13 protein-coding genes are annotated in these 18,470 nt (G+C 69.7%); 2 read left to right on the top strand and 11 right to left on the bottom strand.

The window, feature by feature from the left end; genetic code table 11:
- Positions 1-3 precede the first annotated feature (3 nt).
- The 11 genes from A6A29_RS18585 to A6A29_RS18535 all read right to left on the bottom strand — a co-directional run bounded on the left by A6A29_RS18585 (position 4) and on the right by A6A29_RS18535 (position 14,661).
- Positions 4-3,969, bottom strand: coding sequence for a non-ribosomal peptide synthetase (locus A6A29_RS18585; RefSeq protein WP_073721218.1), 3,966 nt, complete (start codon positions 3,967-3,969; stop codon positions 4-6).
- The gene (locus A6A29_RS18580) at positions 3,966-5,312 is read right to left on the bottom strand and encodes a hypothetical protein (protein WP_073721217.1); all 1,347 of its coding nucleotides are present in this window, start codon (positions 5,310-5,312) and stop codon (positions 3,966-3,968) included. The genes A6A29_RS18585 and A6A29_RS18580 overlap by 4 nt, the downstream gene beginning before the upstream one ends.
- The gene (locus tag A6A29_RS18575) at positions 5,309-5,698 is read right to left on the bottom strand and encodes a cobalamin B12-binding domain-containing protein (RefSeq protein WP_241838540.1); all 390 of its coding nucleotides are present in this window, start codon (positions 5,696-5,698) and stop codon (positions 5,309-5,311) included. Before A6A29_RS18575 ends, A6A29_RS18580 begins: the two co-directional genes overlap by 4 nt.
- A 120-nt stretch (positions 5,699-5,818) precedes the next feature.
- Positions 5,819-6,445: an LmbU family transcriptional regulator gene (locus A6A29_RS18570; protein WP_198953104.1), complete on the bottom strand. Its 627-nt coding sequence runs from the start codon at positions 6,443-6,445 to the stop codon at positions 5,819-5,821.
- Positions 6,446-6,483: 38 nt separating this feature from the next.
- Positions 6,484-6,693: an MbtH family protein gene (locus A6A29_RS18565; RefSeq protein WP_073721215.1), complete on the bottom strand. Its 210-nt coding sequence runs from the start codon at positions 6,691-6,693 to the stop codon at positions 6,484-6,486.
- A gap of 624 nt (positions 6,694-7,317) precedes the next feature.
- Complete coding sequence (locus tag A6A29_RS18560) at positions 7,318-8,697, bottom strand: hypothetical protein (protein ID WP_073721214.1); 1,380 nt, start codon at positions 8,695-8,697, stop codon at positions 7,318-7,320.
- A gap of 10 nt (positions 8,698-8,707) precedes the next feature.
- Complete coding sequence (locus A6A29_RS18555) at positions 8,708-10,075, bottom strand: amino acid permease (protein WP_073721213.1); 1,368 nt, start codon at positions 10,073-10,075, stop codon at positions 8,708-8,710.
- Entirely contained in the window at positions 10,072-11,367 is a 1,296-nt protein-coding gene (locus tag A6A29_RS18550) for an MFS transporter (protein WP_073721212.1), read from the bottom strand. Before A6A29_RS18550 ends, A6A29_RS18555 begins: the two co-directional genes overlap by 4 nt.
- Positions 11,364-12,668 (bottom strand): ATP-grasp domain-containing protein, encoded by a 1,305-nt coding sequence (locus A6A29_RS18545; RefSeq protein ID WP_079182846.1) that lies wholly within the window; start codon positions 12,666-12,668, stop codon positions 11,364-11,366. Before A6A29_RS18545 ends, A6A29_RS18550 begins: the two co-directional genes overlap by 4 nt.
- Positions 12,665-13,669 carry an SAM-dependent methyltransferase gene (locus A6A29_RS18540; RefSeq protein ID WP_073721210.1) on the bottom strand — a complete coding sequence of 335 codons (1,005 nt, stop codon included), beginning with the start codon at positions 13,667-13,669 and terminating at the stop codon, positions 12,665-12,667. The genes A6A29_RS18545 and A6A29_RS18540 overlap by 4 nt, the downstream gene beginning before the upstream one ends.
- Positions 13,666-14,661, bottom strand: a complete 996-nt coding sequence (locus A6A29_RS18535; protein WP_073721209.1) for a pyridoxal phosphate-dependent aminotransferase — start codon at positions 14,659-14,661, stop codon at positions 13,666-13,668. Before A6A29_RS18535 ends, A6A29_RS18540 begins: the two co-directional genes overlap by 4 nt.
- Positions 14,662-14,792: 131 nt before the next feature.
- Here A6A29_RS18535 and A6A29_RS18530 point away from each other — a divergent pair, with 131 nt between their 5' ends.
- On the top strand, positions 14,793-17,534 hold the full coding sequence (locus A6A29_RS18530) for an AfsR/SARP family transcriptional regulator (RefSeq protein WP_143197004.1): 2,742 nt from the start codon (positions 14,793-14,795) through the stop codon (positions 17,532-17,534).
- 250 nt (positions 17,535-17,784) lie between these two features.
- Positions 17,785-18,468, top strand: coding sequence for a response regulator transcription factor (locus A6A29_RS18525; RefSeq protein ID WP_073721207.1), 684 nt, complete (start codon positions 17,785-17,787; stop codon positions 18,466-18,468).
- The last annotated feature ends 2 nt before the right edge of the window (positions 18,469-18,470 follow it).

The raw sequence follows: 18,470 nt of genomic DNA, 5'->3' as shown, positions 1-18,470 counted from the left end.
GGCTCAACGATCGCTGAGCGACCTGTGGATGACCGGCGCGATGCTGTCCAGGACGGTGGGGCTCATCATTTCGCCGTGGCGGCAGTCCAGCGGTACGTCGCTGACGCGGCCGGCGACGAACGGCTCCCAGCACCGGGCGGTGGGCGCGTCCTCGGGCCGCCCCCGGTTCGCGGTGAAGTAGAGCAGATCGCCCCGGAACTGACGCGGCACATGCTCCTCGCGCAGCTCCTGGTGGTGCAGGATCGTCTCGACCACCCGCGGCAGTTCGTCCTCGGTGATCCCGTCCAGACCGCCGATGGCGGCGCCCAGCGCATCGACCTGACGCTGCACGGCCGCAGAGGCCGGGCTCTTCGCCCGGGCCTGCCGCAGGCCCGTCAGCAGTTGCCCAAGGGCGTCCGCCGACGCCGGGTCGGGGCCCGACGCCGGGTCGGGACCCTCCGGCTCGCTCTCGCCGGTGATCCGCGAGGAGGGAAACGTGTCCAGCATCGCGAGAAGCTCGACCTCCTCGCCCGCCTCCTGCAGCAGGGTCGCGACGGCGTGGGCGACGAGCCCGCCGAAGGACCAGCCCAAGAGACGGTAGGGCCCGCGGGCCTGGACGCCGCGCAGCGTATCGACGTAGTCGCGCGCCATCGCCTCCACCGAGCCGGGCCGCGCGGCGGTGTCGGCCAGCCCGCGCGCCTGCAGCCCGTACAGCGGGATCTGCGGGTCGATCCGGCCGAGCAGGCCGCTGTAACACCAGCCGACTCCACCCCCGGGATGGAAGCAGAACAGCGGCAGCCTGCTGCCCGAGGCCCGTAGCGGCAGCAGCACGTCGAACGTGTCGTGCCGCGATCCGTCGGCAACCCGGCGGGCGAGCCCGGCGACCGTCGGCGCCTCGAACAGGTCACGGATCCGCAGCGTCACCCCGAACCGCTCGTCGATCCTGCGCATCAGCTGGATGCCGAGCAGCGAGTGCCCGCCGAGCGCGAAGAAGTCCTGGTCGACGCCGACCGCACCGGTGCCGAGAACGCCGGCGAACAGCGCGCACAGCTCGGCCTCACCAGGGGTGCGCGGCGCGATGTGCTGCGCGGACGGCGTGGGGTCGGGCTGCGGCAGCGCCGCCCGGTCCAGCTTCCCGTTCGGCGTGAGCGGCAGCTCGGGCACGACCACTACGGCCGAGGGCACCATGTAGGCGGGCAGCTGGCCCCGCAGGTGCGTACGGATGTCGGACACGTCGGGCGCGTCTCCCGGCTCGGCGGGCACGGCGTACGCCACCAGGCGCCGGTCGCCCCGCACGTCGTGCATGACGACGGCGGCCCGGCCGATGTCCGGATGGCCCGCGACCACGGCCTCGATCTCGCCGAGTTCGACACGGAAGCCGTGAATCTTCACCTGCTGATCGGCGCGCCCCACGAATTCGAGGTCGCCGTCCTTGTTCCAGCGGCCGAGATCTCCCGTGCGATACATCCGCCCGCCGGGTGCGCCGAAAGGATCGGCGACAAAGCGCTCGGCGGTCAGTCCGGGCCGGTTGAGATATCCGTGTGCGAGACCGGCCCCGGTCACATGGATTTCTCCGACCACGCCGGGCGGTGCGGGCTGGAGCGCGGAATTGAGGACGTACACGCCCTGCCGCGCCTGGGGACGGCCCACCGGCAGGACACCGGAGGGTATTTCCTGGCCCGGTCGGATGAGGTACTCGGTGCAGTTCACCGTCGTCTCGGTCTGCCCGTAGACATGGAGAACAGTGGCTTTGGGATGGCGGACGCGCCAGTTCTCCAGCATCTCGGCGCTGAGTGACTCACCACCGAGAAGAAGTTCTCCCGAGGGTGAGAATCCGGCCTCCGCCTCGTCGAGGATCGCGACATGGCTGGGGGTCGCTTTGAGGAAGGTGGCGGGAAAGGAGGCGACACCGGCGAGTTCGTCATCGGTCGGCTCGGTGACCGAGGCCAGGCAGACGCAGCCGCCGACCGTCAGCGGCGTGCACAGGCCGGTGACGGTCAGGTCGAACGACAGGGGCGACGGGACGACCGCCACACCGGACATCCCCGGGTACGCGTTCGCGCACCAGCTCACGTAGTCGGCGAGCGCGCTGCGCGGGATCACCACGCCCTTCGGGCGGCCGGTCGAACCTGATGTGTAGATCACGTAGGCGGGATACCGAGGATCCTGTACGGCTCCCTCGGGAGGTGTGGCCGGCAGCTGGGCCAGCCGGCTCAGGGTCGCCTCGTCGTCCAGCCGCAGCACGGGCATCCGGACGGCGGGCAGGCCGGTTACCGCGCGCGAAGTGAGCAGCAGCGCGGGCCGCGCGTCGTCCAGCATGAACGCGATGCGGTCCGCCGGATGCTCCGGGTCTATGGGCACATATGCGGCCCCGGCCTTGAGTACGCCGATCATCGCCGTCACGGCGTCCGTACCCCGAGGGAGTGCGAGCGCCACGAACTGTCCGTTGTCCACGCCCTGTCGGCGGAGCAGCCGGGCCAGGCTGTTGGCCCGCGCGTCCAGTTCCGCGTAGCTCAGCCGGGTGCGGCCGTGGACCACCGCCATGGCGGTGGGCGTGCGTCGCACCTGCGCCTCGAACAGGCCGAGAAAGCCTCGGGAGTCCGGCTCAGGGCCAGCCGGGCCGCGCCCCCAGTCCAGGACGCGCTCCCTGTCCTCGGGGCCGAGGACCGGGATCCGCCCGACGGGGACGTCCGGGCCGGCGGTTGCCCCGTCCAGAATCCGCAGGAGCGCGGCAGCCATCCGCTCCGCCGTCGTGCGGTCGAACAGATCGGTGGCGTAACGGAGTTCACCGTCGATGCCACGCGCGGCACCTGTCCCGTCCGACCGCTCCATCAGCGAGAGCGCGAGGTCGAACTTGGCCACGGGTACGTCCACCGGCACGATCCTTCCGGCGAGCGGACCCACGGAGAATTCCAGGTCGGCATCCTGGTGAACGGACAGCATCACCTGGAACAGCGGGTGCAGGGCCAATGACCGGGCCGGTTTCAGGAGCTCGACGAGGCGCTCGAACGGCAGGTCCGCGTGCGCGTACGCCGCCAGGTCCGTCTCCCGTACCCGCGCGAGGAGTTCACGGAATGTGGGGTCGGCCGACACATCGGTGCGCAGCACCAGCGTGTTGACGAAGAACCCGATCAGATCGTGCAGCGCGTCGTCGGTCCGGCCCGAAGTGACCGTGCCGATGGGAACGTCGTCGCCCGTACCGAACTCGCGCAGCAGCACGGCCAGCGCCGCGTGCAGCACCATGAACGGGGTCGCCCGGGTCTCCCGCGCCAGTCCCGCCATGCGGCGGCGCAGATCCGCGTCGATGCGGACCGGTACCGCGGCACCGCGCCCGCTGCCCACTGCCGGGCGCGGCCGGTCCGTGACCGGCGTCGCCTCATGGGGTGTCCCGGCGAGCCGCTTCGACCAATAGGCCGACTGCCGGGCCAGGTCGCTCTCCGGGTCGCCCTCCGTGCCGAGCACATCACGCTGCCAGATCGCGTAATCCGCGTACTGGACCGGGAGTTCGGTCCACTCGGGTGCGGCTCCCGCGCAGCGCGCGGCATAGGCGATACCGAGGTCGCGCACCAGCGGGCCGGTCGACCAGCCGTCGCTCGCGATGTGATGGATGACCAGTGACAGCACGGATTCCCTCGGCCCCACCTGGCACAGCAGAGCGCGCAGGGGGATTCCGGCGGACAGATCGAACGGGGCGGCAGCCTCCCGGACGAGCAGGTCACGGGCCGCTTCCTCGCCCGACTCCATGACACGGAACGGAACGTGGGCCGCTTCCGCGTCCAGGATCTGCTGGTGCGGCACACCGTCGATGTCCACGAACACGGTCCGCAGGCTCTCATGGCGCTTCACCACATCGGTGAGCGCTGCCCGCATCGCCTCCGGGACGATGCTTCCCCGGAGGTGTATCGCCAGCGGAATGTTGTAGGCGGCCGTCGGTCCTTCGGCCTGGTCGATGAACCACAGGCGTTGCTGTGCGAAAGACAGGGGGATCATGAGGACTTTCCCGTTCGGCTCCGAGCCTGGCTCGGGCAGGTCGGCAAACCGTCGATGAGTGTCGGCGCGGAGGCAGTGCTGTAGGAGGTCTCGGCGCGGTTCCAGTGGGACAGCTGTCGCTCGAACTGCTCGGCGCGCCGCCCCGCGACGGTGTCCGTGGACGCACCGGGATGCGGGCGGACCGCCATGTTCCCGGTGCTGCGCCATTGCAGCCGGCCGGCCGGGTCGAGGAAGCTGCGCGAGCGATTCCGGTTGTCCGGGTGGATGCAGTACGGCACGTCGAGCAGTCCGGTGCGAAAGGCCCGCAGCAGAGCCGTGCCCATGCGGTCGTCCAGCGACAGCACGGACTCGATGAGGGCCAGGGCCTCGGAGCGGAGAGCGGAGGCGGGGCTCTGTCCGGCCGGCGCGGCGAGGTTCGCGCGCACCTGCCGTGCGTGGTTCGCCGCGGTACGTAACGAGCTCACGTTCTCGTCGACGGTCGGGATCCTGGAGTGCTCGGCCGGGGTCTTCACGATGAGCCGCTCGGTGCCGGTCAGCACCGCGAGTTCGGCGCTGCCCCGCAGAAGGTGGCCCGCCTTCGCGGGATCGTGCGGGTACACCCCCATGTAGGTGTAGATGACGACGTGCCAGTCGACTCCGGGGAGGAACTGTGCGGCGAGACTGCGCAGGGCGAGGACCGCCTCGACGTCCTGTTCCAAGGACGTCTGCTGGGCGTAGCTGAGCGACAGGCTGCGCAGTCCGTGCTGCTGGAAGAACATCGCCTCCAGCAACGAGAGGGCGACGAGGAGGCTCGGTGGGCACAGCTGCCCGAGCATGCATCCGCCGAACGTCTCCATATGTACGCCGCCGGCCGACGCGAGGAGTTCACAGGCACGCTGCCATTCGGCGACGGCCGTCGCCAGTGGCACCCTTCCGTACGGCAGGCAGTACGAGACCGGACCGCCCTCGCTCGCCCGCACACCCGCGGCGAGCATCACCTCGAAGAGATCGAAGGGTGCTGCGGAGCCGTGCCGGACCTGGACCGGGAAGTCGTCTCCGACGAGACCCGCCAGTACCGCCCGGGTGCGCTGCGCCCCGTGCGCCACGATCGGATAGCCGTTGAGCGGGACGCCGTCCGAGCATGCCGCGCGGGCTGCCCCGTGGTCGCCGACCCTCGTGTAGCTGTCCAGCGTCAGGGTGCCGCAGGCGGGGAACCCCACCGCCTTCACGGCGGCCAGGCCCTGGCGCATCGCCTCGGGATCGGAGAAGCCCATGCGGGGCTGGACGACCGGAACACCGGTGGCCCGTGCCGAGTCCCGTACGTACCGCGAGAAGACACTGACCGCGAGGTGTGGGCTGTTCACGTGACCTCGGTCGGGGTCGGTATCCGGGCATGGCGGGTCCCGGTGCGGGCGAGCGGCGCGACATCCTCCCGGAAGCGTGCCAGTTCGGCTTCTCCGGGGCTGAAGACCGCGTCGAACCCGGCGGCGAGGAGCGCGGCGGTGTACTGGTCGCCCGCCCCGTCGATTCCCAGCTTTCCGCCGATCACCACTTTGGTGTCACGGCAGCCGGGCAGTGAGCGGACCGCCCCCGCGTACGCGGGACCCTCGATGTGACCGTGGCCGTTGACCGTACTGAGCACGACGAGTACCGGCGGCTCGGTGCGGCAGAGCTTCATGAGGTCGGCGACTTCGGTGCATGCTCCCAGGTTTCGTACGTCGAATCCCAAGTCTTCGAGAAGCAATTGCAAGTAGACGAGATTCCAGGTGTGTGCATCCGACGAAATGGAACACACGACTGCCTTGGCGTCGAGCTCTGAGCGCACCTGCGCTGGCCTCTCATGTAGCGGAAGCGGCGACGGATCATGCGTCTAGGATGCCGCTTTGTCGACGGCATTCGCGATCCAGTCGGCCAGGTCTAAGTTCTGCCGTCGGGCTGCTGCCCGCCAGCGACGAATTCGGTCCTGGCTCAAGACGAGGCGCAGCTGATACGCCTCGGGATCCGGCTGTGATTCCGTACCTTCCGGTGATTCACCGGCCGCCTTTATCTGCTTCCTGAGTTCATTTCTTGACCACCCGAACTTGATGGCGAAGTCCAGCCAGTGATCCTGCTCCACGGGTGGAAGTGCGGCCACTTCCATATGGTGCTGGAACGTCAGCTCCGCACGGCGTCGCGCAATGTCGAACTTCCGAGCCACCCAGGCATAGTTACGCAGGGTCTGATAGTCGAGCTGTGTACCCGCGATTGCGTCACGGTAGCGGGTGCGGTAGCACTGCTGACCGAAGATGATCCAGTCCCCGATCCACCACGCCGACGACTCGCTGACGTCGATGATCCGGTGGCCCACCGAGTGCCATGCGTCGAAGGACAGGTCGTCGCAGAGTCGCAGGCCGAGCCGGTCCGCCGTTACGCCGTCCGTCCGGATGATCTGGTCGGTGATGCCCACGATGTCCGGGGGGCGGAGGTGAGGATCTTGTTCGCCGTATCGTTCCTGCATCGGAGGATTCTTCTCAGGAGGATCCTTTGTTCTCGTGGTCAGCGAGTCATGGCCTCTATGAGGCTCTTCGGGCGCATGTCGGTCCATTGCTCATCCACATAGGAAAGACATGCGTCCCTGCTCGACTCGGGAAGCACGATCTCCCAGCCGGTCGGCACGTCGATGGCAACGGGCCAGAGCGAGTGCTGTCCCTCCGAATTCACGAGGACCATGTAGGTGGAGTCGGCGTCCTCGAACGGATTGGCCATACGGTACCCCTCGATTTCGTGGCGCCGTTCGACTTTAGCGCCATGCCGATTGGAGAACGCCGAGTTCCTTTCCGATCGATTGCCAATGGTTGACCGGCGGCGTCCGTACGGATCTTAGTAGCGGATTGGCTCAGCGGCAACGCTCTTTGGAGTCGCGATCCGGTGCCGTTGGGAGGCGTTGAGGGGATTCGGTCACCCTCTGCAATCTTTGCCTGCCGTCATGCGCCGGTTGATATCGATTCCGTGCGTCTTGGTCCATTTTGATCTTGATGAGGCCACCGGGGCCGCCGCACACCGGGACAGCGCTCAGGAACTGGGGGGCCGTCCCGGCGCGTTGATCGGATTACTTCAACGAGCCCCACTCGTTCGCCAGGAGCCGGCATTCCTTTCTCGTTGCCCGCTCGATAGCGAACCGCCCTCCGAATAGCCGTCCCTGTTCTCCCGCTGCACGGTCGAGGACGGGGAGCAGTCGCGCAGGGCATCGAGGACGGCGTCGTTGTCCCCGCGGTCGCCGATGGTCGGCCGTACGCCCTCACCCGGAAAGACTTGGGTGCGGATGTGCGCCCGTTCCCAGGGGTGGCAAGGGGTGCTCGTTGAGGGCGAGTTCGTGCATGTCGGAGCTCCTCACACGTCGATGGCCTGCCCGTGCGGCGGCAGTTCGTGGAGCACGGCGCCCCCGTAGGCCCCGGTGGCGAGGTTGACGACGAGGCCTCCGGAGGTGGCGGGGGTGGCACGGATAAAGGCACCGCCGTGGCCGTTCACCACGGTGAAGACCCCCCAGAGGGGTGTCCAGGGATGGAGTTCGCCCTGGTCGTCGGGGAAGAGTTCGACCGTCGGCCGGACCCGTCGCTGGATGACGTACGGACCGTCGAGCGCGGCGAGGATCCGCTCACTCCACTGCTGCGCCGTCAGTCCCTCCGTCCAGCCGGGCAACACTCCGTTGCCGCCGGCCAGCGAGGTGGGCTTGAGGACCAGTTCCTGCCGGTGGGCCAGCGCGTAATCGACGAGATCGACGCGGTCGCCGCTCTCCAGGGTGACCGTCCCCGGGCGGACCATGCGCGTCCACGGCAGGATGCGATCGAGGCTGGCGAGCACGTCCTTGCCGAACAGTCCCCGATTGCACTCGTCGGAGAGCAGGGCGAGCGCACCCTTACTGGCATACACGGCCGAGTCCAGCGGCGTGAATATCCGGACCTCGCCGCGCTCGGCCGCATCGAGGATCGGGTCCACCAGGCGCAGTGCCTCCGCGGACTCCAGCAGATCGCCGATCAGGAACACCCGGAACACGATGTCCACGGGCTTGTCCCCGAGCCAGACCCTGCCGTCCCTCGCCTCCAACTGCCCGACGTGGCAGGGGTGCGCATCGAGCCCGTACCCGCCCCAACGCTCGCAGAGCGCCTTCATGTACGGGAGCATCCGCTCGTAGCCGTCCGGCCAGTCGGCCAGGGCGACCACGGGACGGTCGCCGTGTCGGAATCCGCTCTCCACGATGATGTTGTTGACCTGTTCCCGCAGCGAGTCCACGAAGCCGAGCCTGTGGCGCTCGGCGAAGGCCGCGAGGGGCGGGTGTGTGAGCAACTCCCGGCACATGTCGGCGTTGTCCATGCCGGCAACGGCACTGCCGATGTTGAGTTCCAGCAGTTTGAAGCCTGTGTCGTCGACGTACAGGTCGGCCCGGGTCTGACGGCTCATCGCCATCCCGCGGCCACGCATCACGGCGGAGATCTGGACGTCGGTCAGTCCGACCGCACGGGCGAACGCCCCGAAATCGCCGCCGAAGAGCAGATCGGGAAGGGCCGCCAGGGCGGTGCGCAGGTTCTCCAGGTCGCTGTGTATCCGCACACGGTCGGCGTGGCCGAGGAACAGCGGCCGGGACAGATACCTCCCTTCGTACATCCCGTCGAGCAGTTCCGAACCGGCCCGGCCTCCCGGCCAGGAGTGGCCGGCGCGCCCTTCCTCGGCCAGCTCGGCGAGATATTCGCGGGTCAGCGAGATGCGGTCCATGGCTCTCTCTCTACTTTTCGGTCGCCGCGATTGTGCGGCGACCGCGGATCAGTCCGACGGTGAGGACGATCGCGGCGAGCACGGCCGAGCTGATCAGCTGGACCCGGGTGTCGGGCCTCACGGCCATGAGCCCGAGCAGCGCGACCATGACGGTGAGGGCGGCCCAGCTCAGGTACGGGTGTCCCCACATCCGCACCGGCGAGGCCGCCGGCAGGCGCGGGCGGAGGCGGAGTTGGGAGCAGGCGACCAGGATCCACACCAGCAGGAGCACGGCCCCGATCGCATTGAGCAGGTGGAGGAAGACCGTGCGCGGCCACAGCAGGTTGAGGACGACCCCGACGAATCCGAAAGCGGCGGAGGCGAGCACGGCCGGATAGGGGACTCCGGTCCGGCTGAGCCGGGCCAGCAGGGCGGGTGCCTGGCCGCGGCGGGCCAGGGAGAAGGCCATCCGTGCGGCGGCGTAGGTGTTGGCGTTGAGCGCGGACAGCAGGGCGATCAGGACGATGAGTTGAATGATCTTCGCCGCGGCGGGCACGCCGATGTGGTCGAGGACGGCGGCGAACGGGCCGACGCCGAGGAACTCGTCGGACCAGGGCAGCAGGCTGACGATGACCACCATCGAGCCGATGTAGAAGATCGCGATGCGCCAGACTGCGCTGCGGACGGCCCGGCCGGTGGCGCGGGCGGGGTCGTCGGACTCCGCGGCTGCGATGGTGACGATCTCCAGGCCGCCGAAAGCCGGGACGGCGATGGTGAGTCCCGCCGCCACTCCGGCCCAGCCATGGGGCAGCAGGTCGCCGCTGAGCGCACCGGAGTCCCCGCCGGGGAGCACGCCGACGATCGCCAGCACGCCGATCAGGAGGAATCCCACGATCGCCGCGACCTTGATCAGGGCGAACCAGAACTCGAACTCGCCGAAGTTCGCGACCTCGGTGAGGTTGATCGCGGTGAAGACCGCCATGAAGAGCAGCACCAGCAGCCACTGGGGGACGGCCGGCAGCCAGCTGTGGACGATGACGGCGGCCGCGGTCGATTCGAGTGCGAGCACCACGACCAGAGTCAGCCAGTACATCCAGCCGATGGTGAACCCGGCCCACGCGCCGAAGGCACGCTCCGCGTGCACGGAGAAGGAACCGCTGGAGGGGTACGCCGCGGCCATCTCGGCCATCATGCGCATCACCAGCAGGGTGAGCGCACCGGCGGCCACGTAGGACAGCACGATCCCCGGTCCCGCCACGCTGATGCCGGCGCCGGAACCGACGAACAGGCCGGACCCGATCACTCCGCCCATCGCGAGCATGGTGAGGTGGTGCGAACGCAGGGTGCTGCGCAGCTGTTCCTTCGGTGGCTCGGTGTTCGTCGGTGCGGTAGTGGTCATTCGAGGTCCTTGGATAAGTCAGTGGGACGTGAAGTCAGGTGGTTCGGTGTCCGTACGGGTTCGCCCGTGGAGTCGGCGACGCGGGGCGGCATCCTGGACCAGCGGATCGCCAGAAGTCCGGAGGCCGCCGCGCCGACGGCACCGAACGCCGCGATGACGTGGGGCACCGGGGCGACGGCGGTGGCGAGACCGGCCATCGAGATGCCGGCTCCCTGGGCCACCCGGACAGCGGCGGAGGCCAGGCCGAACGCCTTGCCGCGCTCGGAGTCGGGGACCGAGAGGCTGTACTCGGCGTTCGCGGGGAGCTGGAACGCCGAGAACAGCCCGGACGCCGCCCACAGCACGCAGGTCACGGCGATGCCCGAGGACACCGGGGTGAGCATCAGCACCGCGCACGAGGCCATGGCCAGCGGCCCGAGCAGCTTGAGAGCACGGTCCGGCTTCACCCATCGGGTGATGACGAGCATGCCGACCACCGCGCCGGCCGGACTTGCCGCGAGGAGGAACCCCGCCCCGGCCGGTCCCTCCCCCAAGGCCTCCGCGTAGGGGGTGGCCAGGCCTTCCTTGCAGGCGTAGAAGCCCGACACGGCGCCGAACGCCACCAGCAGGCGCAATCGGCGGTCGGCCCGGACCAGGCCGGCACCACCGGTGATCACACTCCACCGGGCGCCGGCCGGCGCGGGGCCGCTCGGCCTCGGCCTCGGGCGCCGCGCGAGGCCGAACCGGGTGAGCGCCGCCGAGAGCATGAACGTAGCGGCGTTGACCAGGAGCGCCTGCGAGGGGCCCAGCGCAGCGACCACCGCGCCCCCCGCCGCGAACCCGGCGAGCTGGCCGAGCTGAGCGGTCAGGTTGACGACCGCCGACGCGGCCAGATAGCGCTCACCGAGCGCGATCGTCGGGAGCAGCGCCGCTCGGGCCGCCATGTGCGGCGACTGGACCAACTGCACGGCGACGACCAGTGCGCACAGCAGCCACAGTGGCATGCCGGGCACGGCCATGACGGCGACCAAGCCCGTTCGGACCAGGTCGCACACCACCATCAGCCCGCGCCGTGGGCAGCGGTCCGCCAGCCAGGAGAGCATCGGACCGCCGACCAGTTCCGGCAGCAGGGTCAGGGCGTAGGTCAGTGCTGCCAGCCCCGCCGATGCGCTCCTGTCGAACACGAGCACGGCCAGCGCCACCCGGGCGAGCTGGTTGCCGCCCACCGAGATCAGCTGTGCCAGCCACAGCATGCGGAACTCGCGGATGACGAACACCTGGCTGAAGCGCGGCACCGCCGGGGCCTTGCTCACGGACGCGCCACCGACTGCGCACGTCCGGCTGCCCGGATCACCGGAAGGTCCCCTTCCGCCACCGGCTCCCAGTCGAGACGGTACTCGGCGAGCACCCGGCCGATCGCGAGCGCGATGCGGTCGCCGCTGCTCGCACGGAACCGGTAGCGGCCACCGGTCTCCTTCGCCCCGCCGGTGCCGTTCAGGATCGCGCCCGCCTCGGGCAGGATCTCCGCATACATCTCGGGCACCCGGTCGAGGAGCGAGGTGGTCGACAGGACGCGGCAGGGCCGCACCGGCGGCTCCGGGATGAGGAGATAGCCGCCGGCCTCGCCCGTGGGGCCGTGCGAGGCCAGTACCGGGGACTCGTCGAGTGCCAGCCGGGTGGCGATCTCCAGCAGGTCGAGCCGGTACACGTCGCGCCAGATGTGCGGGAGTTCCGCACCGCCGGCCCGCGCGGCCACCTCCAGGAACACGAGCCCGTCGTACTCCCCCGGCCCGGTCGGGTCGACAGTGAACACTTCGAGGTGGAACACGCTGCTGCGCACGCCGAGGGCGTTCAGCACCACCTCCGAGTAGCCCGTCAGCCGCCGTTCCAGCTCCGGATCGTCGGCGGCCACCGAACCGAACGAGTCGCCCAGGGCGTAGTCCAGGCACGTGTTGAGCAGGCGGAAGGCGCGCAGGACCCGTACGGTCCCGTCCTGGATCACCCCGTCCACCTGGTACATCGTCCCGCTGACGAACTCCTCGCAGAGATAGTTCTCCAGAGGGAGCGCGAGCGTCTCCTCCAGCGAGCCCGGGGAGTTGATCAGGTAGATGCCCTGGCTTCCGGAGCCGTCGCGGGGCTTGAGCACGACCGGGAAGCCGCACTCGGCGGCGAGCCGGCGTACCTGCTCGGGCTCGCGGGCCTCCACGAACCGCGGTACCCGCAGGCCCGCCGATGCCACCAGCTGTTTCATCGGCACCTTGTCGCGCACCCGCGCGATGTCGTCCGGCCGGGGGCCCGGAACCCCGAGCAGCTCGCGCAGGGCCGCCGCGGTTTCGAGGTCACGTTCGAAGAGGGCGACGACATGGTCCACCGGACCGAAGCGCCGCACGATGTCACCTGCCCGTTCCGAGACCGCCTGCCAGTCCGCGAGGTCGTCGACGACGTCCACGGTTTCCGCCGTTCCGGCGTCGACGCCGCTGATCCCCGCCGGCGGGACGAGGTAGGCGACCCGGTCGGCGGTGTGGTCGATGTACGCGGTGTAGTCGCAGCCCACGCCCTGATCAAAACGATTGAGGACGAGGATGTGCCTGCCCGCCGCAGCAGGGGCGTTCATTCGCCCGTCACCTCGCGGGTGAGGTGCATGAGCGCCGTGTACGGGGGGAGGTCGAAGTCGATGACGTCCGTCCGGAGCCAGCCGGCCTCGGCCAGCACGTCCGTCCACTCGTCCAGCGAGGGGATCATCTGTCCCATGACGGCGTGCGCGGTCTCGAAGCCGAGGGTGAAGACCGGGTGCCGTTCGGTGGACGGCAGGTCGGAGCGGTAGGTGTCGCAGATGATGAGGTCGGTGGCCCGGGGGAACGCCTCACCGATCAGCTTGAGGCTGGCCAGGCATTCGGCCCGCGGCCACAGGTCGTGTCCCATCATGAAGGTGCACACGAAGTCGACCTGGTCGAATGCGGGGCGGTGTTCCATCCGGGTCGCGTCGCCGTGCACCACGGAGATCCGGTCGCTGAGGCCGGCCCGGGCAACCGACTCGGTGGCGAGCGACAGCGCTCCGGCGGCGAAGTCCACACCGATCCCGCGGAACTCCGGGTCGCTCCCGGCCAGTTTGATCAGCCGTTCACCGCTGCCGCAGCCGAGGTCGGCACCGTGGCGCAGGCCGCGGTCCGCGATGATCTTGTAGAACGCCGGGTCCACGTAGGAGAAACCCGCCTCGCGGGCCCCCAGACCGATGGCCTTGTAGTCACGGCGGACCGTGAATCCGTCGGGTCGGTTGGCGTTGCGGACCAGCTCCGGCATGGTGGTGAAGAGTTCGCCGCAGCCGCGGGTGAGCCAGTAGAAGAAGCCCTTCTTCGCCAGGGTGTCGGCGAACAGCGGGCCCGGCCTGGCCGTGGTGTGGTCCGCGCTGAGCACAATGACGCCGACGAGGGCCAGGCCCCGGGCGATGGCCTCGACGGAGGGAGCGTCCAGGTCCTGCTCCCGGGAGAAGTCACGGAGGTCCACCGGCGACTCGGAGCTCTCCAGCCGATCCAGCAGGCCCAGTTCCCAGGACGCCGAGATCGCGAAGGCGGAGAGCGTGTGGTTGTAAAGGTCATCAATGCCTGGACTGGTCATATTTCCTCCATGCTCTTGGTCTGAATGCTGGTCAGAACGTCGTCGACCGCGGCGATGAGAACGGCGGTCTCGGCAGCGGAGCCGACCGTCACCCGCAGTGCGCTACCGACGGGGTAGACACGGACGCCGCGGTCGAGCAGATCGGCCACCCAGTCCGCGGTGCCACGCGGCGGCCGGACATACAGGAAGTTGGCCTGGCTGGGCTCCGCCTCGAATCCGCGTTCGGTCAACGCGGCTGCCATGGCCTCTCGTTGCTCCCGGTTCCGGGCGCGACGGTCCAGGACCAGCGTCTGATCGGCCAGGGCTGCCAGGGCGGCGGAGCACGCGGTGCTGCTGACACTGAAGGGCGTCTGCAGTGAACGCAGCAGGCCGATCAGCCGGGCGTTGCCGACGCCGTAGCCGACCCGCAGGCCGGCCAGACCATAGATCTTCGAAAAGGTCCTGGTGGTCAGCACGTTGGGCAGTTCGGACAGCGCCTTGAGCGACGGCCCGGCGTCCGGCACGTCCACATAGTCGTAGTACGCCTCGTCATTGAGGACGACGGTGGTGTCGGGCAGGCGTCCCGCCAGGTCGGCAATCGCCTGTCGGGGCTGCCAGGCGCCCGTGGGGTTGTGCGGGTTGGACAGGGCCATCAGACCGACCCGCTCCTGCCGGAGATACTCGGCGAGGTGCTCCTCGGGCGGCCACGCCCGGGTCAGTGCCGCGGTGCCGCACTGAGCACTCAGCATCGGATAGAACTCGAACTCGGGCTCATGGAAGAACGCCGCCCGCCCCGGCCCGGTGAACACGCGCCAGGCCAGGCTGATGATCTCGGCACTGCCCGCGCCGACCAGAACCCGGTTGAGCGGGACGTCGTGCAGTTCCGCGATCGCGGCTTGCAGGGCGCCCTCCCGGCTGGGGTACCGGTGCAGCTCCGGGACCAGCGCATGCAGGGACTCGGCCACACCGGCCGGCGGTCCCTGCGGGTGTTCATTGGCATGCAGACGCAGCATCGCTCTCCCGATTCGATCTTTCGACTACCGTATGAATCGGTACTGGATGACGACTGGACGACGACTGGACGGCGAGTGGTCATCCCTCACACGGGGCGAGGGACGCATTGACGACAGACGGGGAACCATGCGTGCGGATCCAACTGCTGGGCCCGGTCAGAGTCCTGCACGGGGCGGTCCGGCACGACGTACCGACGGCGGGGCGGCGGGCCGTTCTCGGCCTCCTCGGGCTGGCCGGCGGCCGGCCGGTGTCCCGCGCGGAGTTCATCGACGCCCTGTGGTCGGACGACCCGCCCAACTCGGCGGTCAACGTGATCCAGACGCACGTGAAGCATCTGCGGAAGCTGCTCGAACCCCAGCGCTCGCCCCGCGCCCCCAGTTCTGTCCTGCCCTCCGCCGGCGACGGCTACGTACTGCCCACGGAGGCCTGCGCCGTCGACGTCCGCGCGTTCCGAGGTGTACTGACCCGAGCGGCGGCGGCCCGGCAGGCAGGGGATCACACGGACGCCCTCGCTCTGTTCGACTCGGCACTGGGGCTCTGGCGGGCCGACTCCCCGCTCTCCGACGTCCCCGCGCTGGCCGCCCATCCCGCGACCCGCGCCCTGGTCGAGGAACGGTTCGCGGCCCTGGCGGCCAAGGGCGAGACGTTACTGTCCGCCGGGGCCGCCGACGAAGCGGTCGCCCTCTTCGAGCAGGCCGCCCACGCACGCCCCCTGGACGAGGCCGCGCTGGCCCGGTTGATCCGTGGCTACGACGCGGCAGGGCGACGGGCGGCGGCCGTCGACGCCTACCACGAGGTGCGGCGCCGGCTGGCCGAGGAGCTCGGGATGGACCCGGGCCCCGAGCTGATCGCCGCCTACCAGGCGCTGCTGACGCATGACGCCCGGCACACCGTGGGGCTCCCGATGCGCAGGCTGGTGCCCGCGACGCTGCCGGGCGACGTGCCCGACTTCGTCGGTCGGCAGCGTGAACTGGCCGAACTCGATCAGGTCCTGACGCGGCCGGAGGGCGCCGCGGTCCCCGTGGCCGTGATCTCCGGAACCGCCGGCGTCGGCAAGACAGCACTGGCCCTGCACTGGTCGCACCGCGTCCGGTCGCGTTTCTCGGACGGCCAGCTCTACGTCGACCTGCGGGGCTACGACCCACAGCAGCCGCTGTCCGGCAGCGAGGCCCTGACCCGGCTGCTGTCCGCCTTGGGCCTGCCCGCCCATGAGATCCCGCTGGACGAGGCCGACCGGATGGCCCGGTACCGGACCGAACTCAACGGGCGCCACGTCCTCATCGTGCTCGACAACGTTTCCTCGGTGGAGCAGGTCCGCCCGCTGCTCCCCGGAACGGGATCCTGCGCGGTGGTGGTGACCAGCCGTGACACCCTGGGCGGGCTGATAGCCCGGCACGGGGCCCGGAGGGTCAGCCTCGACCTGCTGCCGATGAGCGACTCGCTGGACCTGCTGCGCAGGCTGATCGGTGACCGCGTGGACAGCAGGACGGGGGTCGGCGAGGAACTGGCGCTCCAGTGCGTGGGGTTGCCCCTCGCACTGCGGGTGGCAGCCGAGCTCGCGGCCACGCTGCGTACCACCCCGCTGCCGTATCTGGTCTCCGAACTGGCCGACAGCCGCAGGCGCCTCGGCATGCTGGACTCGGTCGGCAATTCGGTCAGTGCGGTGTTCTCCTGGTCCTACGAGCACCTGCCGGCGGCCGCCGCGCGCCTCTTCCGGCTGCTCGGCCTCCAGTTCGGGCCCCATATCTCTCTGCACGCGTCCGCCGCCCTGGCCGGGCGCAGTCCGGACGACACCCGCCAGGCGCTGAACACGCTCACCCGCGCACACCTGGTGCACTTCGTCGGCCCGGACAGGTTCGGCATGCACGACCTGCTGCGGGCGTACACCACCACGTTGGCGCACGACCACGTCACGCCCGCCGACCGGGCGGGTGCCCTGCGGCGGCTCGTCGACTACTACCTGCACACCGCGTACGCCGCCACCACGCTCCTGGGCCCTCGTGATGCGATCAGCCTCCCCCCGCCCGCGCCGGGCGTGCCGCCAGCGGCGTTCACGGACCGCGACAGCGCCTCGACGTGGTTCGCCTCCGAGCACCAGACCCTGCTCGCCACGGTCGAATCGGCCCCCGACAGCCATGTGGGTCTGCTGGCCAGGGCGATATCGACCTACCTGGAACAGCGCGGCCACTGGCCCGACTGGGTGGCCACTCAGCACGCCGCGCTGGACGCCGCGCAGCGGCTGGACGACCGGCCGGGGATCGGCGTGGCGCTCGGTGAACTGGGGCGCGCCAACGCCAGGATGGGCCGCTACGGGGAAGCCGGCCTGCTCCTGCGCCGGGCCGTCCTGCTGTTTCACGAGCTCAACGACCCGCTCGGACAGGCGCACTGTCACAACACCCTGACCCTGGTGTTCGAGCGGCAGCACGACTTCGCCTCCGCCCTGGCGGAGGCCACCTCCGCGCTGACGAACTACCGGTTGGTCGACAATCGGTTGGGCCAGGCCCGGGCTCTCAACAACATGGGCTGGTGCAACACTCAGCTCGGCCGGTATCCCACGGCCCGCGAATGCTGCGAGCAGGCTCTGGCCCTCCAGCGGGAGATCGGTGACCGCAACGGCGAGAGCGCCACCTTGGACACCCTCGGCCTGGTGTACCACCGGGTGGGACGGCACCGGGAAGCCATTGCCTGTTACGAGCAAGCCCTGTGCATCTACCGCGAGTTCGGCGACCGGTTCAATGAGGCATCCCTGCTCACTCACCTGGGCGACTCGGCGGACGCGGCGGGCGATCCGGGAACCGCTCTGGAGGCGCGGAAGAACGCCCGCGACATCCTTGCCGAGTTCGGCCACACGACCGGCGCCGTCCAGGACTGACGACCTCGTGCGCAGTGAGCGGTTTCGACGGCCGCACGAGCTCGCCCTCGGCGGAGGTGATCGCCGTCCTGTCACCGCGGCTGTCGCTCGTGGCCCTCCGACGCACCGCTCCGGGCTCGCACCCGCCCATGACGACCGGTCCGATCACGCCAGTTACGGACAGATCATTGATTTCCGATACGGCCCGGTGTTCCCCAGACTGCTGTCATGGCAACACCGTCCCATTCGCCACGACCCCGGAGACACCGCCATGCCACGCGTACTCCTCGTCGAAGACGACCCCTCCGTGCGCGAGGGCGTCGAGATCGGGCTGCGCCGGCGCGGGCACGAGGTCCTCGCCGCCGCGACCGGGGAGGCCGGCCTGAAGGCACTGCGTGCGTTTCGCCCCGACCTCCTGCTGCTCGACCTGATGCTGCCCGCCATGAGCGGCGTCGAGGTGTGCCGCCGGGTGCGCGCGGCCGGCCAGTTGCCGATCATCATGCTGACCGCGCGCGGTGACGACACCGACATCGTCGTCGGGCTGGAGGCGGGTGCGGACGACTACATCGTCAAGCCCGCCCGCAGCGAGGTCATCGAGGCTCGCATACGTGCCGTGCTGCGCCGCGTCGACGGCCCGGTCGACGCGAGACCCGCCGTTGAGCACCACGATGAACTCGACATCGACCGCGCCGGTCACAGCGTCGTCAAGTCGGGCGACCAGATCGCACTGGCGCCCTCCGAACTGAAGTTGTTGCTGCACCTGTCCGCGGTGCCGGGACAGGTCTTCAGCAGGCAGAGGCTCCTGGAAGAGGTCTGGGAGCACAGCTACCACAGTGACGTCCGACTGGTGGACGCCTGTGTGCGCCGGCTGCGGGCCAAGATCGAGGATCCGTCCCGGGATCCCCGGTACATTCAGACCCTGCGGGGCTTCGGCTACCGCTTCGGTCCGCTGTGAGG

Origin of the sequence: Streptomyces sp. TSRI0281 (genome assembly GCF_001905125.1) — a bacterium.
Classification (GTDB): Bacteria; Actinomycetota; Actinomycetes; order Streptomycetales; family Streptomycetaceae; genus Streptomyces.
The sequence above is the reverse complement of the archived record's forward strand: the minus strand, read 5'-3'. Positions and strand labels throughout refer to the sequence as shown.